At 63.7% G+C, this 24,309-nt stretch carries 20 protein-coding genes; 10 read left to right on the top strand and 10 right to left on the bottom strand.

Annotated features, from left to right (window positions below):
• Nucleotides 1-28 precede the first annotated feature (28 nt).
• From ACYUCQ_RS11865 to ACYUCQ_RS11850, 4 genes are read right to left on the bottom strand one after another with little or no spacing between them, the layout of a single operon-like run.
• The gene (locus ACYUCQ_RS11865; RefSeq protein WP_460254742.1) at nt 29-2,038 is read right to left on the bottom strand and encodes a hypothetical protein; all 2,010 of its coding nucleotides are present in this window, start codon (nt 2,036-2,038) and stop codon (nt 29-31) included.
• Nucleotides 2,035-4,764 (bottom strand): DUF4159 domain-containing protein, encoded by a 2,730-nt coding sequence (locus ACYUCQ_RS11860; protein WP_460254741.1) that lies wholly within the window; start codon nt 4,762-4,764, stop codon nt 2,035-2,037. Before ACYUCQ_RS11860 ends, ACYUCQ_RS11865 begins: the two co-directional genes overlap by 4 nt.
• The gene (locus ACYUCQ_RS11855; RefSeq protein ID WP_460254740.1) at nt 4,764-5,633 is read right to left on the bottom strand and encodes a DUF58 domain-containing protein; all 870 of its coding nucleotides are present in this window, start codon (nt 5,631-5,633) and stop codon (nt 4,764-4,766) included. Before ACYUCQ_RS11855 ends, ACYUCQ_RS11860 begins: the two co-directional genes overlap by 1 nt.
• Nucleotides 5,630-6,619, bottom strand: a complete 990-nt coding sequence (locus tag ACYUCQ_RS11850) for an AAA family ATPase (RefSeq protein ID WP_460254739.1) — start codon at nt 6,617-6,619, stop codon at nt 5,630-5,632. The genes ACYUCQ_RS11855 and ACYUCQ_RS11850 overlap by 4 nt, the downstream gene beginning before the upstream one ends.
• Nucleotides 6,620-6,731: 112 nt before the next feature.
• Here ACYUCQ_RS11850 and ACYUCQ_RS11845 point away from each other — a divergent pair, with 112 nt between their 5' ends.
• Entirely contained in the window at nt 6,732-7,313 is a 582-nt protein-coding gene (locus ACYUCQ_RS11845) for a DUF1285 domain-containing protein (RefSeq protein WP_460254819.1), read from the top strand.
• A gap of 5 nt (nt 7,314-7,318) precedes the next feature.
• A complete protein-coding gene (locus tag ACYUCQ_RS11840) occupies nt 7,319-7,903 on the top strand; it encodes an NUDIX hydrolase (RefSeq protein ID WP_460254738.1) in 585 nt (194 codons plus the stop codon).
• Nucleotides 7,904-7,912: 9 nt separating this feature from the next.
• Here the strand turns inward: ACYUCQ_RS11840 and ACYUCQ_RS11835 are convergent, their stop codons facing one another.
• Entirely contained in the window at nt 7,913-8,272 is a 360-nt protein-coding gene (locus ACYUCQ_RS11835; RefSeq protein ID WP_460254737.1) for a hypothetical protein, read from the bottom strand.
• 220 nt (nt 8,273-8,492) lie between these two features.
• On the bottom strand, nt 8,493-8,924 hold the full coding sequence (locus ACYUCQ_RS11830; protein WP_460254736.1) for a hypothetical protein: 432 nt from the start codon (nt 8,922-8,924) through the stop codon (nt 8,493-8,495).
• 133 nt (nt 8,925-9,057) lie between these two features.
• Here ACYUCQ_RS11830 and ACYUCQ_RS11825 point away from each other — a divergent pair, with 133 nt between their 5' ends.
• The 5 genes from ACYUCQ_RS11825 to ACYUCQ_RS11805 all read left to right on the top strand — a co-directional run bounded on the left by ACYUCQ_RS11825 (nt 9,058) and on the right by ACYUCQ_RS11805 (nt 15,759).
• Nucleotides 9,058-10,236, top strand: a complete 1,179-nt coding sequence (locus ACYUCQ_RS11825; protein ID WP_460254735.1) for a CCA tRNA nucleotidyltransferase — start codon at nt 9,058-9,060, stop codon at nt 10,234-10,236.
• 244 nt (nt 10,237-10,480) lie between these two features.
• Nucleotides 10,481-13,339 carry an isoleucine--tRNA ligase gene (gene ileS, locus ACYUCQ_RS11820; protein WP_460254734.1) on the top strand — a complete coding sequence of 953 codons (2,859 nt, stop codon included), beginning with the start codon at nt 10,481-10,483 and terminating at the stop codon, nt 13,337-13,339.
• A complete protein-coding gene (gene lspA, locus ACYUCQ_RS11815; RefSeq protein ID WP_460254733.1) occupies nt 13,336-13,824 on the top strand; it encodes a signal peptidase II in 489 nt (162 codons plus the stop codon). The genes ileS and lspA overlap by 4 nt, the downstream gene beginning before the upstream one ends.
• Before the next feature lie 80 nt (nt 13,825-13,904).
• Entirely contained in the window at nt 13,905-14,480 is a 576-nt protein-coding gene (locus ACYUCQ_RS11810; protein WP_460254732.1) for a DUF3035 domain-containing protein, read from the top strand.
• Nucleotides 14,481-14,544: 64 nt separating this feature from the next.
• Entirely contained in the window at nt 14,545-15,759 is a 1,215-nt protein-coding gene (locus ACYUCQ_RS11805; RefSeq protein ID WP_460254731.1) for an MFS transporter, read from the top strand.
• Here ACYUCQ_RS11805 and ACYUCQ_RS11800 read toward each other — a convergent pair.
• Together ACYUCQ_RS11800 and ACYUCQ_RS11795 are read right to left on the bottom strand one after the other, a co-directional pair.
• Nucleotides 15,722-16,627 carry an alpha/beta hydrolase gene (locus ACYUCQ_RS11800; protein ID WP_460254730.1) on the bottom strand — a complete coding sequence of 302 codons (906 nt, stop codon included), beginning with the start codon at nt 16,625-16,627 and terminating at the stop codon, nt 15,722-15,724. The two genes, ACYUCQ_RS11805 and ACYUCQ_RS11800, sit on opposite strands and share 38 nt — an antisense overlap.
• A gap of 10 nt (nt 16,628-16,637) precedes the next feature.
• Nucleotides 16,638-17,486 (bottom strand): SDR family NAD(P)-dependent oxidoreductase, encoded by an 849-nt coding sequence (locus ACYUCQ_RS11795; RefSeq protein WP_460254729.1) that lies wholly within the window; start codon nt 17,484-17,486, stop codon nt 16,638-16,640.
• A 62-nt stretch (nt 17,487-17,548) separates the two neighbouring features.
• On the opposite strand from ACYUCQ_RS11795, the gene mutL reads away from it, so the two are divergent.
• Both mutL and nudC read left to right on the top strand, forming a co-directional pair.
• Nucleotides 17,549-19,273: a DNA mismatch repair endonuclease MutL gene (gene mutL / locus ACYUCQ_RS11790; protein ID WP_460254728.1), complete on the top strand. Its 1,725-nt coding sequence runs from the start codon at nt 17,549-17,551 to the stop codon at nt 19,271-19,273.
• 59 nt (nt 19,274-19,332) lie between these two features.
• Entirely contained in the window at nt 19,333-20,241 is a 909-nt protein-coding gene (gene nudC, locus ACYUCQ_RS11785; protein WP_460254727.1) for an NAD(+) diphosphatase, read from the top strand.
• Nucleotides 20,242-20,244: 3 nt separating this feature from the next.
• On the opposite strand, the gene ACYUCQ_RS11780 is transcribed toward nudC, so the two are convergent.
• Entirely contained in the window at nt 20,245-20,673 is a 429-nt protein-coding gene (locus tag ACYUCQ_RS11780) for a GlcG/HbpS family heme-binding protein (RefSeq protein ID WP_460254726.1), read from the bottom strand.
• 35 nt (nt 20,674-20,708) lie between these two features.
• The gene (gene uvrA / locus ACYUCQ_RS11775; RefSeq protein ID WP_460254725.1) at nt 20,709-23,591 is read right to left on the bottom strand and encodes an excinuclease ABC subunit UvrA; all 2,883 of its coding nucleotides are present in this window, start codon (nt 23,589-23,591) and stop codon (nt 20,709-20,711) included.
• A 113-nt stretch (nt 23,592-23,704) separates the two neighbouring features.
• Between uvrA and ssb the strand changes: the two genes are divergently transcribed.
• On the top strand, nt 23,705-24,205 hold the full coding sequence (gene ssb, locus ACYUCQ_RS11770; RefSeq protein ID WP_460254724.1) for a single-stranded DNA-binding protein: 501 nt from the start codon (nt 23,705-23,707) through the stop codon (nt 24,203-24,205).
• Nucleotides 24,206-24,309 lie beyond the last annotated feature (104 nt).

The raw sequence follows: 24,309 nt of genomic DNA, 5'->3' as shown, positions 1-24,309 counted from the left end.
ATCATGCCCTCCTTCTCAACCCGCCCTGTTACCGCTCACGCCACCACGCCAGCACCACCAGCAGCAAAACCAAAACCGCGATCGGCTCAGCAGGCAATAACCGCACCCGCCGCAACCCCGTCACCATCACCGCATGCCGATCACGAAACAAACCACGCCATGACGGCGTCGGGTCACGCCCCAACCACACCACCCGCCCGCCGGTGCGCTCCACCAACGGCGCCAAAATCCGCGCACTCGCCGCCAAATCCCGATATTCCGGCGCATCGCGGGTCGCTGCCCCGGCATAGGCGGTCAAGCCTCCCGCCTGCGCCCGCCAAACCCCTGGCATGGTGGCAGGCAGCACCGCTCGATAGCGCCCCGGCCCGGTTTTGGTCATCAGCATCGTCTGCTGATGCCCATCCGGCGCGGTAATCCGCACCCGACCGGCAGGACCGCCAATGATGCGCCGTTGCGTCACCTCAAGGCGCCCATCCACCATCCGCGCCGACAGGAAATTCCCTGCCAAATCCGGTGTCCCCAACAACCAATGCACCGTCCGCCGCAGCAACGGCAAAGCAGGGCCGGCCAACGCACGGTCATCCCCCAAACTCCCGCGCGCCCAAATCCAAAACTGGTCGGACATCAACATCGCTACCCGCCCGCGCCCAACATGGCCCAACACCAGCAACGGTGCCGCCCCCGGTGCGCGCAGCACCGTCCGGCCAAATTGTCGCTTTCCTTGCTCAAACCGATACCACGGCCCCATCGCCGCATCCGCCAGCGCCGATGTCACCGGATGCCGCCGCCCAACCGCCGATAGGCGCGGCACAAACGCCCCCACCACCGCCCCGCCCATCACCGGCGCCACCGGTAGCACCGCGCGCAACGGCGTGCGCGCCAAACTATCGCGCCCATCATAGCTCGGCCCGGTTTCTACCAACAAAGCGCCACCCTTGCGCACATGCGCAGCGATATTCGCCAAGGCAAAATCCGGCAGCACCCCGTTCGCACCAAACTGATCCAAAATCACCAAATCAAACCGGTGCAAATCGATCCCGAATAACCGGCGAACCGGAAACGGGATTAACGCCACATCTTGCTCCGGTGCCGCCAACGGCTCATCAGGCTCGCGCAAAATAGTGAAATTCACCAGCCGCACCGCCGGGTCAGATTTCAGCAGCAACCGCCAACTGCGCAATCCCTGATTGGGCGATCCGGCAATCAATAAAACATTCAAGCGCCGCCGAATGCCATGCAGCGCAAACACCGCCTGATCATTCAGCGTGGTCACCGCTCCCGGCAAGGGCCGCGCCGCCAAATCCACCACCACCCGCCCGGCATGGCGCACCATGATCGGCACGGCCGATGGCGCGCCAATCTGCGCCGCCACGCGCTGCACCACATGACCATCCACACTCACCCGCACCGTCACCGCCTTACCCGGATCGGCCACGCCATGATCGCGCACCACGAACCGCACCATCACCGAATGCCCCACCAACCCATAGCGCGGTGTCGCTAACAAGCGCAGTTCGCGATCGGTCTGCGCCTTGCGCGCCGGAATCAGCACCGAGATCGGAAATTGCCGCCCCGCCCTGAATGATTGCGCGCGATCGGTCGCCTCGCCATCACTCAGCACAACCACCCCGGCACGCTGCGCTGCGGGCACCGCCGCAACCGCCTGCCGCAGCGCCGAAAATAAATCCGTGCTGGTCCCCGCACCACGATCCAGCGTGACAATTTTGAGCCGAACCCCCTGGGGCAAGCGAGCGCGCAAATGCGCCAGCGCCTGATCCACCCTCTGCCGCCGATGATCAATCGCCATCGATGCCGAATGATCGACCAGCGCCACCACAACATTATCCAGCGGCGCGGTGTGGCGCACCGTGCGCAGCGGCGAGGCTAACCAAACCAGCAACACCCCAAACGCCGCCGCCCGCCAAACCGCCCCCCGCGCCCGCCGCATGAGCGCCCATCCGGTGAGCAGCAGCGCCGTGACGCTGAGCAAAATTAGCACCCATCCCGGCACCAGCGGCGCGAAGCTCCAGCCGTTCATGGCGCCCTCTGCGGCGCGAGACGTTGCAGCAACATCGGCAATTGCACCTGATCGGATTTATAGGTGCCGGTCAGCGCATAAATCACCAAATTCACCCCAAACCGCTCAGAGTCGGTCCGCTGGCCCGGATCGCCGGGCAAAACCGCATGCAGCGCCGCGCCATCGCGCCGCCGCGCCCAGGCGCCCACCCAATCATTCTGCCCAATCACCACCGGGCTCATGCCATCCGCGTCACGTCCCCCCTTCGCCGCAATCAACACTGGCGCCCCAACAAACCGCCCCGGAAATTGCCGAACAATAAAAAAACTATGCCCCAACGTCGCTCGATCAGTCAGCCGCGCCAAGGGCGGGATCGCCAAACACGCCGTCACCCGGCGCAACGCCGCACCCGCTCCCGGATCAAAGCCCGCGCCTGACCCCGCCGACCCCGCATCCCCCCCATCGGTGTCGATCACGAGCAAGCCGCCACTCGCCATAAACCCGTCAAGCGCCCGGCACGCTTGCCCATCCGGCGTCGGGCTCGCCGCCGTCACCATCCAGTAGATCAATGGATAAAAATCGAGCGGTTCTGCTCCAGGCACCACCGCCCGGGGCCGGCCCAGCTTTGCGGCGGTTTCACCATCAACCAGTCGTGAAATTTCTTGCAACCCCAAGCGGATCGTTCGGTCCCGCGCCGCATCGCCGGTCGCAACATACGCAAGCCGCGTGCGCAGCGCCCCCGTTGGCACCGCCTGATCGGCGTCCCCCGCGCCATTCGGCCCCTGCGCGCGCGCCGGGCGCACCCCGCCCGAGCACAGCACCACCAGCAGCGCCGCGCCGAGCACAGCGCGCCACGCAACCAAGCCGCGCAGCCAGAGCGATATCAGCAAATCCGCCAGCAGCAGCAGCAATCCGGTCGCGATCAACGCGGGCCCATAATGCAGGGTCCGCCGCAAACCGGATAAACGCGCCTGCGCGACACCATCAGGCATCCGCCCGGCGCGCAGCACCGGCACATGCGCCCCCACATTCACCGCAATCCGCCCCTGAGCATTGCCCCATAAGCCCGGCGGATGCGCGGGCGATACCATCAGCGTGTCCAAATTCCGCACCCGCACCGCGCGCGCCGCCGCACCAGCCCGGCCCAATTGGCCCAACCCATCCAGCGCGCGGATCACCTGCACCGTGCCATGGCGTGGCCGCGCCCCAACCCCAAGCCGCAGCAGCCGCTCCATCACCTGGGGAAAATCCGCCGCCAGCACCCAGTTCGACCAAGCGGTATTGGCGGACGTCAAAACATACACCAACGTGCCGCGTCCCTGCCGCACCCCCAACACAATCGGCGTGCCATCTTGCAGCCGCGCCCACACCGTCGCTGGATTAAGGCGCGTCGGATCAACCAGACGCGCCGCCGAAATCCGCACATCCGCCGGTACCGCCAAACCCGCCAACGGCGAGCCAGCGGCAAAAGCCCCAATCCGCCCTGGCTTACCGGCCCCCAAAGCGCCGCCCACATGCCGCACGCCTAGCACCAGCTTGTCCGGCGTCAAATCATCACGGGTCGTCGCGCTCAGCGGCCCGGCAAAGCGAATAACCACGCCGCCTTGCTCTAAAAACCGTTGTAATTTCAGCATCTGTGCCGGATCAAGCGGCATATCCGGCAAAATCAGCACCCCCGGCTGATCTGCCAGCAACGTCCCCAGCGTCCCCACATGCACCGCATCCGCGCGCGGTATCGCCCGTTGCACGTAATAATCGGCTCCGAGAAATTTCTGCGCCGCCTGCGCCCCGCCCACAATCCCCACACTCACCCGCCGCGCCGCGCCATCAAGCAGCAAAACCCCCGCCGCCTCAGCCGGTCCCGCCAAAACCAACCGCGTCACCTGATCCAGCAAGGGCGGCGGCAAATCAATCCGGGTCGAGCCGAATTTCGCCCCCGGTGGCACCCGGATTGTCGCCCGCGCCAACACCGCATCCGCTTGCGTCTCTGCCAGCACCGCCGTCACCACCGGCCGATCATGCGGCACCACCGCCAGGCGCACCTGCAGCCCGCCATGCGGCCCCAACTGCGCACGCTGCATCACGCGCACCCGCGCCGCGCCATCGGTCAGAATCAAATCCGGCGCCAACGCCCGGATCAGCGCCGCCCGCCCTGGCCCGGCCAGACCATCGGTGATGAAAACCGACCGCATCTTGCCCTGCCGCAACACCGCCCGCACCGCCTGCAAGGCCGCACGATCATCATCCGGCCAAGGCTGCACCGGCAACACCCCCAACCGCGCCAACGCCGCGCGCGGTGTCAGCACGCCGCTCGCCTGCAATTTTTGCCCTGTTGCATCCGGCGCGGTCGCAAGTAACACCACCCCATCCTGACCGGCCTGCGCCACCACCCGCCGCGCCGCACGCCGAACGGCGCTAAAATCCGCACCCGCCGCAAATCCGTTATCAATAACCAACAAAATCGGCCCACGCCCCGGCAACAGCGGCGGCGGCACAAGCGCTGGCCCCGCCAGCCCGATAATCAACAGCGCCAGCGCCACCAACCGCAGCACCAAAATCCAAAGCGGCATCCGTGCCGGCGTGCGCTCGGCTTGGTTCAGCCCGCGCAACAACGCGAGTGCGGGAAACGGCACGCGGCGCGGTAAAGCGGGCGTGGCCCGCAGCAGAAAATACAAAGCGGGCAAGCCAGCCAGCGCAATCAACACCCAGGGTGCTGCAAAACTAATCCCCCCCAGCAGCATGCCCATCAGCCCGCCGCCCCGCGCATCCTCTGCAACGCCGGATAAATCTGCACCAGCGCCGATAAGGCCGATTGATCGGTCCGGTGCAAAAACGGCGTCAGTGCCGCCGCCCGCGCCATCTGCGCCACCGCCTCGATCTGTGCCGCCATCCGCGCGCGAAACGCCGGCGCCACCGCCTCGGCCCGCGCCACATCCTCATCCGGCCCGCCCGTGGCGATATCCTCAAACAAAACCCGCCCGCGATAGGCAAATGTCACTTCCGCCGGGTCGAGCACCTGCACCAACACCCCGCCGCGCAGCCCCGCGCCCAAAGCGCCAAGCCGTGCCGCCAACACAGGCGGTGCCTCCAAAAAATCGCCAAACAGCGCCAGCACGCCATCGCGCCGCTCCGCCGCCGCGGCCGAAGCGGGTCGAGGGCGCATCAGCGCTTCGGCCAAATGGGTCAAGCCATCCTCCCCCGCCAGCGGCGCGCTGCGCCCCAGCGCCGCCACCCGCTCGCCGCCGGCCAGCGCCAAACAGCCGCAGGCCAGCGCCAGCACCAGCGCCCGCGCCTGCTTGCTCTCCAGCCCCGGCGCACTGGCCCAGCCCATGCCCGGATGCTGATCCACATCGATCAACAGCACCGAATTTGTTTCGGCTTCGCGCTCCCGCCGGAACAAAATCTCGCCGCGCGCACTGCGCCGCCAATCAATCCGCCGTAGCGAATCCCCTGGCTCGGCCTCACGATATTGCCAAAATTGCTCGCCCTGACCCGAACGTCGGCGTCCATGCAGCCCGGCATCAAGCTGCCCGGCCAGCCGTCGCGCCGCCAAGACCAAGGCGGGCAGGCTTGCTGCGAGCGCCTCGGCGCGATTCCGATCGACGCTGCTCCTCATCCCAGCGCGGCGGCAACCAAACGCGGGATCAACGCTTCAACATCAGCCCCCTCCGCCCGCGCCGCAAAACCCAGCCCAAGCCGATGCCGCAACACCGGCGCCGCCAACGCCGCCACATCCTCAAGCCCCGGCGCCTCACGCTGATGCAGCAACGCCCGTGCCCGGCAGGTCAACATCAACGCCTGCGCCGCGCGCGGCCCCGGTCCCCAGCTCAGCAGACTCGCCAATTCCGGCAAAATCGGCGTCTGTGGCCGCGCACCGCGCACCAGCCGCATAATCGCGCCCAACACCCGCTCACTCACCGGCATCGTCCGCACCAAACGCTGCAACGCCATCAGCCCCGCCGCATCCAGCACCGGCGCGGTCTGCACCGCCGCCACCCCAGTCGTCGCCAGCAGCATCGCCCGCTCATCTTCCACATTCGGATAATCGATCCGAATTTCGAGCAAAAACCGATCGAGCTGCGCCTCCGGCAACGGATAGGTGCCCTCATGCTCCAGCGGATTTTGCGTCGCCAACACATGAAATGGCGCCGGCAATTCCCGATTGACCCCGGCAACCGCCACCCGCCGCTCCGCCATCGCCTGCAACAAGGCTGACTGCGTGCGCGGACTCGCCCGATTAATCTCATCGGCCATCAGCAACTCGGTAAAAACCGGCCCCTCGATGAACCGAAACCGCCGCGTCCCGTCACGATCCTGATCGAGCACCTCGCTGCCCAAAATATCCGCCGGCATCAAATCCGGCGTGCATTGCACCCGTCGGCTGCTCAAGCCCAGCGTGCTGGCCAGCACATCCACGAGCTTGGTCTTGCCCAAGCCCGGCACGCCCACGATCAGCCCATGCCCACCCGCCAGCAACACGCTCAAACATTGCTCGACCACCTCGCTTTGGCCAAAAATTTCGCGCGCCACGGCGGCGCGCACCTGCGCCATCCGCTCGGCACCGGCGGCAAACCCGGCAAGTGTGTCGTCAAGGTCGCTCATCGGCACCGAAATGCGAACAGATGTCATTTGTGATCGTCCAATAGGTTTTTTCGTCGGCAAGTCCTCCCTATATGGCATGGATCAGCAAAATACATGAAGGGCCGCGTTGGATATCGTGAGTGAAGCAAGCCGCAGCATCGATTTGGGCAAGCAAAGACCAAAAGTCGCTGGATCGGGGCGCATCCCGGTTGATTGCGGCGCTTTACCGTTCCTAATCCAGCGTGACGGCACCTGGCTCTATCGCGGCAGCCCGATCGGGCGAAAATCCATGGTCTGCCTGTTCGCCAGCGTCCTCAAACGCGATGAGCATGGCAAATTCCGCCTCGAAACCCCCGCCGAACGCGGCGAAATCGAGGTCGAAGATGCACCTTTCATCGCGATCGGCCTTGATTGGACCGGCAGCGGGCGCACCCAACGTCTCAGTTTTTGCACCAATATCGATCTGATGGTCACCGCCGGGCCGGAACACCCGATTCGCATCGCCCATGATTTATTCAGCTGCCACCCCACCCCCTATTTGCATATCCGCAATGGCGATGGCCGCTACCCTATTGAGGCGCGGATCAACCGCTCCGTCTATTACGAACTGGTCGCCCTCGCCGAACCCGGTTTTTGCCGGGGCAAGCGCGTCATGGGCGTCTGGAGCGAGGGGGTCTTCTTCCCGCTCGGCGAAATTCCCAACACCGATAGCTAGAGCGCGTGTCCCTCATCCATCGTCCGGCGCCGGATGCCAATTTTCTGCGCCGCACCCTCACCAACCGACCCGCCCGCGCGCTTGAAGCGGGCATCGCGCGCCCCGCCGCCGTGCTCGTGGCGTTGGAGCCGGGGCAGGGGGTCTGGCTCACCCGCCGCGCGGCCCATCTCTCCAAACATGCCGGCCAAGTGGCCCTCCCCGGCGGCACCATCGATGCCTCAGATGGCTCGCCCGAAGCCGCCGCCATCCGCGAAGCGCAAGAAGAAATCGGCCTTGATCCCGCGCAAATCGAATTGCTTGGCCGCCTTGATGATTTTCCCACCGGCACCGGCTTTCGGATCACACCGATCACCGCAATCCTGCACGGCGCCCCCCATTTTGCGCCCGCCCCCGGCGAGGTCGATGCGATTTTCCGGCTCGATTTTTCCACTTTGCTCAGCGACCACCAGCCCGAATGGCGCCGCGCCACCTGGCACGGCGGCACCCGTGATTACCCAGTCTGGCCTCACCCGGATCACGTGATCTGGGGTGCCACCGCCTGGATTCTGCTCCGCCTTGCCAAAGCGCTGCGGGAGACCCCAGGCCTTTAGACCAATGGTCTAAGAGGTTGGCTGCCCGCTCGGCGCTGGCGTCGGCGCAGCGGCATCTTTATTGACCGGCAACAGCGTCATCGGCACCGTGATTGACGTCGGATAATCATAAGCCGCGCCATCCGCGACATCGACGCCGGTTCCAATCAAGCCGCCGAACAACAAATTACCAAACGCCATCCCTTTGGTGCTGGAGGCCACATTGATCAGCCCCGGCTGATACCCAGCCTTGGTGCAATCCACATGCAACGCCCCATAATCACGATGCACCGTCACTGTCCCAGGCGTTTTCACATAAAATGTCCCCTCACTATTCTTGAGTGAACATTGCACACCATCGACATCCTGCGCCGCACTGATTGTTTTCACTGACACGATTTGTTTGGTTCCATCGACAATCGATGCGCAACCGGCAAACGGTAAAATGGCCGCAAGCAAAACAACATTCCGCCAATTTTGACTGATCATGCAAATCCCACACGCAAATGATGATAACAACCTGCAACCATTGCAGATATGTTTCAGGTTACCTATCGGTAACGTATGGTGTCAATCAAAGCAACAATGACGTTTTCGTGATCGGCGCGAATTATCGGTTAGCGGTCTGCGTTGGCAAATCCGCCTGATTAACCATCGTCACGGTCACCACGTCCGGATATTTATACGCGCCACCGGTTCCCATATCGACGAGCGTGCCAACCATCAGCCCGGTAATCGGGTTAGCGAACGCAATAAACCGCGTATGCGAATTCACCGCCCCCGCATTCCCCAGATAGCCCTTTTTGGTGCATTCAATATTCATCGGCGAATTGCTCTGCCGCACCTCCACCACACCCGGCGTCCGCACGAACCAGCGCCCCCGATTATTGGTCAGCGTGCAAAACGCCCCGTCAACCGGTCGCCCCGCCCACGTCGTCTTCACCGTCATGCTCTGATTGACGCCGTCAACCATCGTGCCGCACCCCGCCAACGGCACCACCAGCGCCAACGCCGAGATCAAACCGAACCGCCAACCCGCCATACATGCCTCCATCACCGTGCGCTATCGTCCCGCGCTCTTGCTATCCATTGCAGAGGCTTAACCGTTCTTCAATCCCAAAATCACCTCCCCACCCCGATTTACCTAAAATCATTGCGCCTGTAGCCTGCGCACCATGACCATCCCCCGCCTCGACGATCCGGCTTTGACCCGCCTCTGGGTCGCCCTGCCCGAAGCGCGCATCGTCGGCGGCGCCGTCCGCGATCTGATCGTCGGCCACCCGATCACCGATATCGACCTTGCTGTGCCGCTCCCGCCCGCAACCGTGCAAACCCGCCTCACCGACGCCGCCATTCGCACCATCCCCACCGGCCTCGATCATGGCACCCTCACCGCCCTGATCGATGGGCGCGGCTTTGAAATCACCAGCCTGCGCCGTGACATCGCGACCGATGGCCGCCACGCCACCGTGGCCTTCACCGATGATTGGCAAACCGATGCCGCCCGCCGCGATTTCACCATCAACGCAATGTCGATGGACCGCTCCGGCCAAATCTATGATTATTTCGAGGGTCAGGCCGATCTCGCCGCCGGCCGCGTGCGCTTCGTCGGCGTCGCCGCCGCCCGGATCACCGAAGATTATCTGCGCATCCTGCGCTTTTTCCGCTTTTTCGCCCGCTACGCCCAATCCTCCCCCGATCCTGACGCCATCGCGGCAATCCAAACCCACCGCACCGGTCTCACCCGCCTCTCGCCGGAACGCATCTGGTCCGAACTCAAGCGCATCCTGCTCGCCCCCAACCCGCTCACCGCCCTCAGCCTGATGGCGCAAACCGGTATTTTGCCGCTGATCCTGCCGGGCGGCACCAATCTCCCCGCCGCCCGCATCGCCATCACCAACGGCCTTTCGCTCCCGCTCGCCCGCTTTGCCCTGCTCAATGCCGGCCCAATCGATGAAATCGCCGCCGCCCTGCGCCTGTCGGACGCCGAACGCACCAGCTTGCACCAGATTCAAGCCGCGCCGATCCTCCCCGCCGACGCGGATGATTTTGCGCTCCGCACCGCCCTCGCCACCCATGACCGCGCCGCCTTGCTGGTCAAATCCTATCTCGCGCCCCGTGCCGCGCCGGGGAGTGACAATCTGCGCGCACGCCTCAGCGCCATGCCCCAGCCCGAATTTCCCCTGCGCGGTGCTGATCTCATCGCGCTCGGCCTGCCCCCCGGCCCGGCCATCGGCGCGGCGCTCCACCAAGTCCGCCAAGACTGGCTCGCCACCGGTTGCACCGCGGACCGCCCCGCCTGCCTCGCCCGCCTCGCCGCAATTCTTGACCAAACCCGCCCGACCAAAGCATAACGATCCTATGGATAGGTATGGTTTTGCTCCGATCGCACGAACGAGATCAATATTGGTTTAGGTTGAATCGACAGATTCAACCTAAACCAATGAAATTGATCGGCAAACAAGGGCTAGAGCGTGATTGATGATAACCAATCACGCTCTAGCAGCCCGGCCGCCTAGCGCCCCGTTTTCTCTGCGGCCGGGTTTCTTCGCCTATTCCCTCCCACGATGCGCTCGCCGCACAACCGGATAACCCATCATGAACGACCAACCCGCCCCGCCGCGCGACTATCGCAGCACCGTGTTCCTGCCCAAAACCGAGTTCCCGATGCGCGGCGATCTGCCCACCCGCGAGCCCGAAACCCTCGCCCGCTGGCAAGCGCAAAACCTGTTCGCCCGCCTGCGCGCCGATGCCAAAGGCCGCCCGCCCTTCATCCTGCATGACGGCCCGCCCTACGCGAACGCCAATCTGCATATCGGTCACGCGCTGAACAAAATCCACAAAGACGTCATCAACCGCGCCCGCCAAATGGCCGGGTTCGACGCGAATTACGTCCCCGGCTGGGACTGCCACGGCCTGCCCATCGAATGGAAGGTCGAGGAGCAATATCGCAAAGCCGGCAAAAACAAAGACGACGTGCCGGTGCTCGATTTCCGCGCCGAATGCCGCGCCTACGCCGCCCATTGGCTCGCGATCCAGGCCGACGAATTCAAACGCTTGGGCATTGAGGGCGATTGGGCCAACCGCTACGCCACCATGGATTTTCGCTCCGAAGCCGCCATCGCCGCCGAAATCCACAAATTTGCGGCCAACGGCGCGCTTTATCGCGGCCTGCGCCCGGTCATGTGGAGCCCGGTGGAGAAGACCGCCCTCGCCGAAGCCGAAGTCGAATATCAAGACAAAAAAGACACCGCCATCTGGGTAAAATTCCCAATTTCATACAATGCGCTTGATGTTGCTTACCTCGATCAGCGTTTATTTCCAAACGGGCATCCCACAACCGAAATGCTCCGAGAAACTAGCATCCCGATCTGGACGACAACGCCGTGGACGATCCCTGGAAACCGGGCCATCGCGTACGGCCCTGAAATCATTTATCAATGGGTTGAAGTAAAAGAGGTAGAAAAAACCTCTTCAATTAGAATTGGGGAGAAATTTTTCGTCGCGAGCGCGCTGATGCATAAGTTCTTAGAGGATATGCATATATTGCGAGCGGACGTTTTGTTTACGTTTCGTCCAGCCGATGAGCTGTCAGGGATATTCTTGAGTGGGCTTTTCTGCCACCACCCGTTAATAAATTATGGTTACTCTGCCCGCATACGCCTTCTACCCGGTGATTTCGTCACCACCGAAGCGGGCACCGGCTTTGTCCACATGGCCCCCGCCCATGGCGAGGATGATTTCTTCCTCTGCCGCGAATACGGCATCGAAATCCCCGAAACCGTGCAGGATGATGGCACCTACGCGCCCGATGTGCCGCTTTTCGCCGGCGAGCACGTATACAAAGTCGCTAATCACGTCTGCGAAGAACTGGAAAAAGTCGGCGCCCTGCTTAAACGCGAGGAATTCCTCCACTCCTACCCGCATTCCTGGCGCTCAAAAGCCCCGCTGATCTATCTCGCCCGTCCCAACTGGTTCATCCGCATGGATGGCCCCGAGCATATCCGCGACCACGCGCTCAAAGCCCTCGATGCCACGCGCTTCGTGCCAGACCAAGGCCGCAACCGCATCCGCTCCATGGTCGAAACCCGGCCTGATTGGTGCATCTCGCGCCAGCGCGCCTGGGGCGTTCCGATCGCCATTTTCGTCAATAAATCCACCAAGCAAATCCTCAACGACCCCGAAATATTCGCCCGCACCCGCGCGCTGTTCGAAGCCGAAGGCGCGGATGCCTGGTATGCCCGCCCGCCATCGGATTTTCTCGGCAACGCCTACAACCCCGATGACTATGAACAAGTGTTCGACATTGTCGATGTCTGGTTCGAAAGCGGCTCAACCCACGCCTTCGTGCTCGAAGCGCGCGGCCTGCCCTGGCCGGCTGATCTCTATCTCGAAGGCTCAGATCAGCATCGCGGCTGGTTCCAGGCCTCACTGCTCGAAGCCATCGGCACAAGGGGCCAGGCCCCGTTCAAAGCCATCGTCACCGATGGCTTCGTGCTCGATGAACAAGGCCGCAAAATGTCCAAATCGCTGGGCAACGTCACCGCCCCGCAAGAAGTGATCGATGTCTATGGCGCGGATATTCTGCGCCTCTGGGTGATGAACGCGGACATCCATAATGATCTGCGCATCGGCAAAGACATCCTCAAACAACAGGCCGATCTTTATCGCCGGATTCGCAACACGCTCCGCTGGCTGCTCGGCGCGCTCGATGGCTTCACACCCGCTGAAGCCCTCGCGCCCGATCATCTGCCGGAGCTGGAACGCTATATCCTGCACAAACTCGCGACACTCGATGCGATGATCCGCACCGCCGTCGAGACCCATGATTGGACCGGCGTGTACCCAGCGATCCACCAATTCTGCAATAACGATCTCTCGGCCTTCTATTTCGATATTCGCAAAGACGCCCTCTATTGCGACGTGATGCTCAATGCGGCGGGCCAGCAAACCAAACAGAGCCAAACCCGCAGCGCCTGCCGCACCGTGCTCGATATCACGCTCCGCTGCCTTTGCACCTGGCTCGCCCCGGTGCTGCCCTTCACCGCCGATGAAGCGTGGCGGGCGCATTTTGGCCCGGATCGCTCGGTCCATCTCGAACAATTCCCTGATGGTCTCGCCGTCGAGCTCAATCCGGCACTCGATCAGCGCTGGAGCCAGATTCGCGACACGCGCAGCGCCATCACCGTCAAAATCGAACAAATGCGCGCCCAAAAAACGATTGGTTCTTCTCTGCAAGCTGTCGCATTGATACCCAACGACGTGTCGGCTTGGCTGGACGCCGCAAGCTGGGCCGAACTCTGCATCACCTCCAGCGCCACACTCGGTCAAAACGCGGCGGGTGCCGCGATCGCCACCGGCGCAAAATGCGCCCGCTGCTGGCGCGTACTGCCGGATGTCGGCACCCAGCCGGACCATCCCACTTTGTGCCGGCGCTGCTGCGAGTATGTCGCATGACCGCTGCCGCCCAAAACCGGCTCCTCGGCCTGCTCATGGCCCTGGTGGTGCTCGCCGCCGATCAAGCCTCGAAATATTGGATTCTCTACGGGCTGGATCTGCCGGCAAAACATGTCGTGACCATCCTGCCGATCCTGAATTTCGCGATGGTCTGGAATCACGGCGTCACGTTCGGCCTGCTCAGCGGGGCCAATGCCAGCACCCTGCTGATCCTGATCGCCATCGCCGCCGTGGCCTTTCTCGCCGTCTGGCTCTGGCGCGCCCCACACCGAACCACCAGCCTTGCCCTCGGCGCCATCATTGGCGGCGCGCTCGGCAACGTCATTTCGCGCCTGTATTACGGTGCCGTGGTCGATTTCCTGGAATTTCATCTTGGCCGCTATGAATGGTATGTTTTCAACATTGCCGATGCCTGCATCGTCTGCGGCGTGATGACCCTGATCGCCGAGAATCTGCTCCGCAAAGACCCGAAATCCACCACCTGATCGCCCAACTTTGCCCCACCATGCGGTTTGACCAGCGCCACGCCCTTGCCGCCGGATCAGCCGGGCGATATGAACGCGCCATGAAGCGCAACTCCGCGATCCCGACCGCCACCCTGCTCGCCACTTTGTTCGTCCCCCTGGCCCTCGCCGGGTGCAGCGGCGCGTCCAAAACCTTTGGCCTGAGCCTCACGCCGCCAAACGCGTTCGATGTGGCCACCGAAGCCCCGCTCTCCATGCCGCCCGAGCTGGCCACGCTGCCCCGGCCCAATCCCGGCGCGCCCCGGCCACAGCAAATCTCGTCGTCCCAACAGGCCGAAGCGCTGCTCGCCCCCTCCAGCGTCACCAGCGCCTCCAGCGCCGCTATGGGCCCCGGCCAATCGTCGCTCCTCGCGCAAGCCGGCCCCACCCCGCCGCCTGACATCCGCGCCATCGTCAATCGCGAAGCCGGTGAAACCAGCAAATCGCCAGGGTTCGTCGCCCGGATCATGAATTTTGGCGCTGCTCCCTCAACCACACCAACATTGGTTAATGCCGCCGCCGAGCAGCGCCGCCTGCAAGAAAACGCCGCCCTCGGCGCCCCCGTCACGCAAGGCGCCACCCCGCAAACCACCGAAGCCAAGCCCGGTTTGCTCGGTCGGATCATGAATTTCTTCTAGACCGCATAGCTGCCCTCGCCACCCTTTTGCTTGATCTTGCGGCCAGCCGAGTCATATCGGGCAAATGCCGCACCGCAACATCGCTCACCCAGGCTCCGGCCTCTCCGCCGCGCTGACCCTGCTATTCGCCGTCGCAACCGGGGCGATGGTCGGCACACTCTATTACGCCCAGCCCCTGCTCGGCCCGATTGCGCGGGGCCTGCATATGGAACCGCGCTTGGCCGGGCTGCTGGTCACCGTCACCCAGCTTGGCTACGTGCTCGGCCTGCTGTTCATCATCCCGCTCGGGGACCGATTGGAAAATCGTCGGCTCGTTCTCGGCTTGCTCATCGCCGTCACCGCCGCGTTGGCCCTCACCGCACTGGCACAAAATGCGGTCTGGTTCCTCGTCGCCGCCATCCTGGTCGGCATCGCCTCATGCGCCGTGCAAATCCTGGTCCCCATGGCCGCCAGCCTCGCCACGCCGGCGCGGCGGGGTGAAGTCGTCGGCAATGTCATGGCCGGTCTCCTCCTTGGCATCCTGCTCGCCCGCCCCGCCGCCAGCGTCATCGCCTATATCGCCGGCTGGCGCGCCGTCTTTGCCATCGCCGCCGCCTTAATGGCGGCCCTGCTGCTCTTGCTGCTGCGCTTCCTGCCGCGAATCCAACCCACCGGCACCATGCCCTATCCCGCCTTGATCGGCTCGATGCTGCGCCTCTACGCGACCGAGCCGGTCTTGCGCCGCCGCGCGCTCTATCAATGCGCCGCTTTCGGCACATTCAGCCTGTTCTGGACTGCGGTTCCCTTGCTGCTCGCGCATGATTTTCATCTCAATCAGCTCGGCATCGCGCTGTTCGCCCTGGTCGGCGCGGCAGGGGCCGCCTCAGCGCCCATCGCTGGTCGCCTCGCGGATCGCGGCCATAGTCAAATCGGCACTGCCGCGTCCCTGGGTTCGATCATCATCGCCTTCGCGCTCTCGGCCCTCGCCGTTGCCCTGCAAAACCTCATCCTGCTCGCCGCTGCGGGCATCCTGCTCGATATCGGCGTGCAAGCGAATAACGTGCTTGGCCAACGCGCCATCTATTCGCTCGCCCCCACGCTGCGCGCGCGCCTCAACGGCGCTTACATGGCCGCTTTTTTCGTGGGCGGTGCCGCAGGCTCAGCACTCGGTAGTCAGCTTCTGCTCGATCACGGTTGGGCGGGCATTGCCCTGGCCGGGATGATCGCACCCTCCTGCGCGCTGACCTACCTCACCATTCACCTCATTCAGGCGCGGGTGCCACGCCAGCAGCCCGGATAAACGCCGCACTCTCATCCAGCGTGTGCCGCGCCTCCGGCAAAACCCCCTGCAGCAACGGCCAGACATGCGCAACCACCGGCCAAATTCGCAATAAACTCACGCCCCCCGCCGCGCGGATTTTCGCATCCAACCGCGTGCTGTCATCGCGCAACACTTCGCGCTCGCCCACATGGGTCAAGATCGGCGGCAAGCCCGCCAAATCCCCCCATAACGGCGACGCCAACGGATCATGGGCATCCGCCCCCGCCAAATACATCGCCGCCCCATCGCCAATTTTGCTGCCATCGAGCATCGGGTCGCGGTCCTTATTCTCCACCGCACTCGCTCCGCTGCCCAGCAAATCCACCCAAGGCGAAAACAGCACCACCCGCGCGGGCAACGCCACGCCCTCCGCTTTCGCCTTCAGCAGCACCGCCATCGCTAGGCCGCCGCCCGCCGAATCGCCCCCAATCGCGAGCCGCTCCGGCGCCACGCCCTGCGCCAGCAACCCGCGATACGAAGCCAACCCATCCTCCACCGCCGCCGGAAACGGGTGCTCCGGCGCCAGCCGATAATCGGCAGCAAACACCCGCACCCCCCGCTTCGCATACCCCCCGGTAATCGGTCGATGGGTGCGCGGCGAACAGGCTATATACGCGCCACCATGCAAATAAAGCAGCGTCATCGCCGGCATCGCCCCATCCGCCGGCTCGGCCCACTCACCGGGCACACCGCCAATCACCGCCTCGGTAAACCGCACCCCGCGCGGCACCGGCAATTTCGCGCCAAAAGCCTTGCGAATATCCTGCGCCGTGCCGGCCTTCACCAGCTTGCGCTTCACCTGCAACCGCATCAGTGGATTGATCAAATGCGCCTGGATACTGGCCATAACGGTTCCTTTATCGGGTTGCAGCCGGAGTTTTCACCAGATTGGCCATCTTGCCAAGCCGACGGTTAATCAACGACCAATAGCGCACCGGCAGCACGCGCTGGATCACATCAATCGCCTGCGCATCCGGCCCAATCAACAAACGCGGACGATCCCGCAAAATCGCCTCCACAATCCGCCGCGCCGCGACCTCCGGCGGCGTCACCAGCGCCACCTCGAACGCCTTAATCCCGGTTTGCGCCGCAATCGGGTCCACCCCGGCGGTCACCCGCGCCCGCCGCGCAATATTGGTGCGAATCCCACCCGGATGCACCACCGTCACCCCTACCTTGGTGTCGGATAATTCATGGCGTAACGACTCGGCAAAGCCCCGGATCGCGAATTTCGATGCGCAATAAGCCGTCTGTCCCGCCGGCGCGATAATCCCAAACACCGACGAGATAAACACAATCCGCGCCTGCGGTGCCGCCAATAAATCCGCCAGCATCGCCCGCGTCAGCCGCACCCCGGCCTCGAAATTAATCCGCATCAGCCAGTCAAACGCCTCCGCCTCGGTCTGATCGAACCGCCCGACCAACGCCACACCCGCATTATTAATCAACAGGTTCGCCGCCCGCCCATGCGCCGCCTTCACGGCATCGGGCAGGGCAGGGATCGCCGCCCCATCCGCCAAATCCACCTCATGGGTCGAAACCTTAACCCCAAACAGCCGCAGCTCATCCGCCAACGCAGCCAGCCCCGCCGCATCGCGATCCACCAGCGCCAAATCTGCCCCCTGCACCGCCAGCAACCGCGCCGTCGCTGCGCCAATCCCGCTCGCCGCACCGGTCAGCAGCCCCAATTGTTGACAAACCTGCATGGTCTCGCTCACTCCCTATTTCTCTCCCGCCCCGTCGGCGCCGCGAAAGAATATTGACAGTAATGACAATCATTACCCGCCTCACGCAAGAGACCATCAACCGCATCGCCGCCGGCGAGGTGATCGAGCGCCCGGCAGCAGCGGTCAAAGAATTGGTCGAAAACGCGCTGGATGCGGGCGCCACCCGCATCGAAATCGCCATCGAAGGCGGCGGCATCGCCCGGATCACCGTCATTGATAATGGGTCCGGCATCGCCGCAGCACAACTCGCCCTCGCCATTGAGCGTCACGCCACCTCGAAACTGAACGATGATACGCTGATCCACATCACCACGCTCGGCTTTCGCGGCGAAGCCCTGCCCTCCATCGGCGCCGCCGCCCGCCTCACCCTCACCTCACGCCCCACCGGCCAAGACAGCGCCGCCCGGATCACCGTCGAAGGCGGCGTGATCAGCCCCATCACCCGCGTCGCCGCCCCCATCGGCACCTGCGCTGATGTCACCGACCTGTTCTTCGCCACCCCCGCCCGCCGCAAATTCCTCCGCTCCACCGGCGCTGAAACCGCCGCCTGCAGCGACATCGTGCGCGATCTGGCCCTCGCCGCCCCCGCAATCGGCTTCGCCCTGCGCATCGATGGCAAAACCCAGTTCGACCTGCCGCCCCAAGATCGCCGTGCGCGCCTCGCCGCCCTGATCGGCCATGATGATGCCGCCCAACTGATCCCCATCGATACCGGCGATGCCCCGCTCGCCATCACCGGCTTCATCAGCCCCGCCAGCCTGACCCGCGCCGCCGCCCGCCATAACCACCTCACCGTCAATGGCCGCCCAGTGCGCGATCCTATGCTGCGCATGGCGGTGCGCCTCGCCTATCGCGAAGTGATCCCCCCAGGCCGCTTCCCGATCACCGCCCTCTGGCTCAGCCTGCCGCACGACCAGCTCGATGTGAACGTGCATCCCGCCAAATCCGAACTGCGCTTCGCCGCCGCCGATGCCGTGCGTAGCGCGCTGATCCGCACCATCCGTGCGGGCCTCGCCAGCCCCGCCACCCGCCAAGCCGCCCCGTCGCTGCGCTATTATCCCCCCGCCCAACCATCCATGGCGCTGCAACGCGGCTTCGCCGAACGCGAAATCGCCACCGGGTTTGACCTACCCGCCCCCGCCCTGCGGCCGATCAGCGCAGCCCCCGATACCAATAGCTACCCGCTGGGCGCGCCCATCGCCCAAATTTTCGATACCTACATCCTCGCCCTCGCCGCGGATGACACGCTGATCCTGGTCGATCAGCACGCCGCCCATGAACGCCTCACCGAAGAACGGCTGCGCGGCGAGCGCGATCAAACAGGCATCACCCGCCACGCCCTGCTCGCCCCGGTGCCGGTCGATCTTCCCGCCCCGGACATCGATCTGCTGCTCACCGCCGCCGCTGACCTTGCTGAACTCGGCCTCGAACTCGAAAGCTTCGGCCCCGGCGCCGTGCTGGTCCGCGCCATCCCCGCCGCCCTCGACCGCGCCGATCCCGCCGCCCTGGTCCGTGACATCGCCGATAGCCTAGCCGAGCACGGCAGCGCCGTCGCCCTCACCGCAAGGCTCGATGCGGTCTTGATCCGCATGGCCTGCCACCGCTCGATTCGCGCCGGCCGCCGCCTCACGATCGAAGAAATGTCCGCCCTGCTGCGCGCCATGGAGGCCACCCCGCGCGCCCAAACCTGCCCGCATGGCCGCCCCACCGTGCTGCGCCTGAGCCGTGACGCGCTGGAACGCATGTTCGGTCGCGCAGGCCTCTAACTACGCATCTAACCACACCCCGCGCTTGCGCCGGGCCGCGCACAATGTCAGTAAACCCCATGCGCGATACCCAGCCGACCCGCCCGCTCCTCTACACCAATGCCGAGCTTGATCGCGCCGGTCACCATCGCGAAGACCCTGATTGGATCGCCGCCGCCCGCGCGAACCCAACCACCTATTGGATCGCCTATTGGCGCGGCCAATTCCTGATCGAGGGCGATGCCAGCGCCGCCCGCGCCGTGCTCAATGCCGCACCTTCCCTGTCCGCGCCGTTCGTTTTTCTAGGCCTCTGGCATGACCAGCCCGTGTTCGCCGCCGATCTGTCGCCACATCCCGACCCGCTTGCCGCCTTGGCCCACCCGCACGGGCATTTCGCTGAGCTTCGCGCCATCGCGGGCGGCCTGCCCGCCCCCGAAGCCGGCTTGCTCGCCACCGCCCGTGGCCTGCTCTGGTGGCAATCGCGCCATCAATTTTGCGGCGTCTGCGGCGGCGCCTGCACGCCCGAACGCGCCGGCCACGTGATGCGCTGCACCGCCTGCGCCACCGAACATTTCCCCCGCACCGACCCCGCCGTGATCATGCTGGTCTATCGCGAAGACCGCCTGCTGCTTGGCCAATCCCACAAATTCCCGGTCGATCGCAATTTCTTCTCCACCCTCGCCGGCTTCGTCGAGCCGGGCGAAAGCTTAGAGGCAACCGTCCGGCGCGAGGTTTTCGAAGAAGTCGGCGTCCATGTCGGCCATGTCAGCTACGAGGCCAGCCAACCCTGGCCGTTCCCCGCCTCGCTGATGCTCGGTTTCCGCGCCGAAGCCCTCACCGATAAAATCACCCTCGATACCCATGAAATGCGCGCCGCCCGCTGGTTCACCCCGGCCGACATCGCCAATCGCCACGCGCTCGGATTCAATCTCCCGCCGCGCGACTCCATCGCGCGGCGTTTGATCGAGAATTTTCTCGCAACCCTCTAAAATTTACGCGCCCGGCTTCGCGCTCAACCCCGCCGCCTCAATCCCGGCAATGGCGCAAATCTCATCATTGTCGGAATTATCACCAGAAATTCCAACCGCACCCATCACCCCATCCGCGCCCAACACCAACACCCCGCCCGGCACCGGCACCATCCGCCCCTGCGTCGCAGCAGCAAACCCGGTCAAAAACCCTTGCCCCCCGGCATTCCACCGATCAAACAACGCCCGCGAACCCGCACCAACGCCCAGCGCGCCCCAAGCCTTCCCGGTCGCAATCTCAATCCGCGCAATCCCGGAATGATCTTCCCGCGCACTCGCCACCACATGCCCACCGGCATCCAGCACCACCACGGTCAACGGCGCCAGCTTCAACGCCCGCCCCTTCGCCCGCGCCGCCGCAATGATCTGCTCGGCCTGCTCCAATTTCAACATAGTTTCGCTCCTTAAGGTTATCAGCGCCGCACGGGTTACCCTGCTTTGCGCCGTTTGCGAACAGCAACCCGCTCACTGATGCGCACGCTCAGCAACGGCGCCAAAAACCGCGCGGTATGCGAACGCGCAGCCCCCGCCACCTGCTCAGGCGTTCCCTCCGCCACAATCTCGCCGCCCCCATCGCCGCCCTCAGGCCCCAAATCAATCACCCAATCAGCGGTCTTGATCACTTCCAGATTATGCTCAATCACAATCACACTATTGCCAGCATCCACCAGCGCATGCAAAACTTCTAGCAATTTCCGAACATCTTCGAAATGCAGCCCGGTCGTCGGCTCGTCCAAAATATATAAGGTCCGCCCCGTCGCCCGCCGCGCCAATTCCTTCGCGAGCTTAATCCGCTGCGCCTCGCCGCCCGATAAAGTCGTCGCCGATTGCCCCAGCTTGATATAGCCCAGCCCCACCTCCATCAATAACCGCAGCCGGTCGCGAATGCGCGGCTGGGCCGAAAAATACCCCATCGCCGTCTCGACATTCATATCCAGCACATCCGCAATCGACTGATCGCGAAACTTGATCTCCAACGTCTCCCGATTATAGCGCCGTCCCTTGCACGTATCGCAGGTCACAAACACGTCGGGCAGAAAATGCATCTCAATCTTAATCAGCCCGTCGCCCTGGCACGCCTCGCACCGCCCGCCCTTCACATTGAACGAAAACCGCCCGGATTTATAACCGCGCGCCCGGCTTTCCGGCAGTTCGGCAAACCAATCGCGGATCGGGGCAAACAAATCCGTATAGGTCGCCGGGTTCGAACGCGGCGTGCGCCCAATCGGCGATTGATCAATCTCGATAATCTTATCAAGCTGCTCCAACCCCTCGATCCGATCATAGGGTGCCGGCACCTGCCCCGATCCCATCAACCGGCGCGACACCGCCTTATACAGCGTGTCAATCACCAAGGTCGATTTCCCACCGCCCGACACGCCGGTGATCGCGGTAAACACCCCCAGCGGAAACCCCGCAGTCACCGCCTTCAAATTATTGCCCCGCGCGCCAACCAGCGTCAGCATCCGGGCCGGGTCCACCGCGCGCCGCCGTGCTGGGATCGGCACCACCCGGCGGCCCGAGAGAAAATCCCCGGTCAGCGATTGCGGGTTCGCCGCCACCTGATCCGGCGTCCCCTCGGCAATCACCTGCCCGCCATGCACCCCGGCCAGCGGCCCCATATCAATCACATGATCCGCGCTGCGAATCGCATCCTCATCATGTTCAACCACCAGCACCGTATTGCCCAAATCGCGCAACCGGCGCAGCGTCCCTAATAACCGCTCGTTATCACGCTGATGCAGCCCGATCGATGGCTCATCCAGCACATACAACACCCCGGTCAGCCCCGACCCAATCTGGCTCGCCAAGCGAATGCGCTGGCTCTCCCCGCCGGAGAGCGTCGCCGAGCCACGCGCCAGCGTCAGATAATCCAAGCCCACATCCACCAAAAACTGCAACCGCTCATTAATCTCGCGCAAAATCCGCCGGGCAATATCCCGGCGCTGCGGCGTCAGCGTGTCATCCACCGTGGCAAACCAATCCCGCGCTGCGCGGATCGAGAGGAACGACGCATCCGCAATGCTCGATCCGGCAATTTTCACCGCCAACGCCTCAGGCCGCAGCCGCGCCCCCTGGCAACGCTGGCAAGGCTGATCGGCCTGATAGCGCGATAATTCCTCGCGCACCCACACACTATCAGTCTCGCGCAACCGGCGCGCCAAATTCGCAACCACCCCCTCGAATGGCTTCTTCACCGCATAAGCGCGCACACCATCCTTGTAAGAAAATTCAATCTCCGCCAGCCCCGCGCCATATAAAATCGCCTGGCGCACCGCATCGGGCAACGCTTCCCACGGCGTTGACGTTTTGACCTTGAAATGTTTGGCAATCGCCGCCAGCGTCTGGTCATAATACGGCGATTGCGCATTGGCCCAGGGCGCCACCGCCCCTTCGGCGAGCGATTTGGTGTCATCCGGCACAATCAACGCCGGATCAAACACCGTCTCGGTCCCTAACCCATCGCAAACCGGGCACGCCCCGTGCGGCGAGTTGAAACTGAACAAGCGCGGCTCAATCTCCTCAATGCTAAATCCCGAAACCGGGCAGGCAAATCGCGCCGAAAACACCGTCCGCTCCTCGGCATGATCCGCGTTCTCCGCATAAACAATCCCATCGGACAATCCGAGCGCCGTCTCAAACGAATCCGCCAGCCGCTGCTCAGTGCCCGCCCGCACCACCACCCGGTCCACCACCGCCTCAATCTCGTGCTTGATCTTTTTGTTCAGCGCCGGCACCGCGCCAATTTCAAATAACTTGCCGTCAATTTTCACCCGGGTAAAACCGCGCCGCTGCAATTCGGCCAGTTCCTTGCGATATTCCCCCTTACGGTCGCGCACCACCGGCGCCAGCAACAACAGCCGCGTGCCCTCCGGTATCGCCATCACCCGGTCCACCATCTGGCTCACCGTCTGCGCCTCAATCGGCAGCCCCGTCGCCGGCGAATACGGTACCCCCGCCCGCGCCCACAGCAAGCGCATATAATCATGAATTTCCGTCACCGTGCCCACTGTCGAGCGCGGATTTTTCGAGGTGGTCTTCTGCTCAATCGAGATGGCCGGTGACAACCCCTCAATCGAGTCGACATCCGGCTTGCCCATCAATTCCAAAAATTGCCGCGCATAGGCCGACAGGCTCTCCACATAGCGCCGCTGCCCCTCGGCATAAATCGTATCAAACGCCAGCGATGATTTCCCCGAGCCAGACAGGCCGGTAATCACCGTCAACTGATCGCGCGGAATCCGCACGTCGATATTTTGCAAATTATGTTCGCGCGCGCCGCGCACCACAATATAGCCGGTCCCCGCCATGATCATCGCCTAATTGGTGAAGCATCGGATATGGCGTCAAACCGGGGCGCTGGAAAGGGGGGCCATAATAGGCTATTCTTCGCTCCTCGATCGCACAACCTTAGGGGGAATTCATGGCTGGCAGCGTCAATAAAGTAATCTTGGTGGGCAATCTCGGCAAAGACCCCGAGATTCGCAACACCCAAGCCGGCATGAAAATCGTCAATCTCGCCCTCGCCACCTCAGAAAGCTGGAACGATAAAACCAGCGGCGAACGCCAAGAGCGCACCGAATGGCACCGCATCGTCATCATGAATGACCGCCTGGCCGATGTCGCTGAAAAATACCTGAAAAAAGGCTCAAAAATCTATCTCGAAGGCAAATTGCAAACCCGCAAATGGACCGATCAATCCGGTCAAGAAAAATACACCACCGAAATCATGCTCGGGCGCATCGGCGCTGAACTCGTGCTCCTCGATCGCCCCACAGGTGCCAACGCCGGTGCCAGCGCCAGCAGCTACGGTTCCAGCAGCTACGCCGAACCCACCCCAGCCCCCGCCCGCAGCCAAGCCGGCGGCAGTTGGGACGCCAGCCGCACCAGCCACGCCGATATGGATGACGACATCCCCTTCTAATTTTTCGCTCCGCCCCACCCCGCGACAGCGAAGCCGAGCGGGGAGGGGAGGGCACAAAACCACTCTCTAATTTTCCCCTTTCGCACCCCCCTGCTCCTATGCCA

Source organism: Acidiphilium sp. MT5, assembly GCF_054767495.1.
The sequence above is the reverse complement of the archived record's forward strand: the minus strand, read 5'-3'. Positions and strand labels throughout refer to the sequence as shown.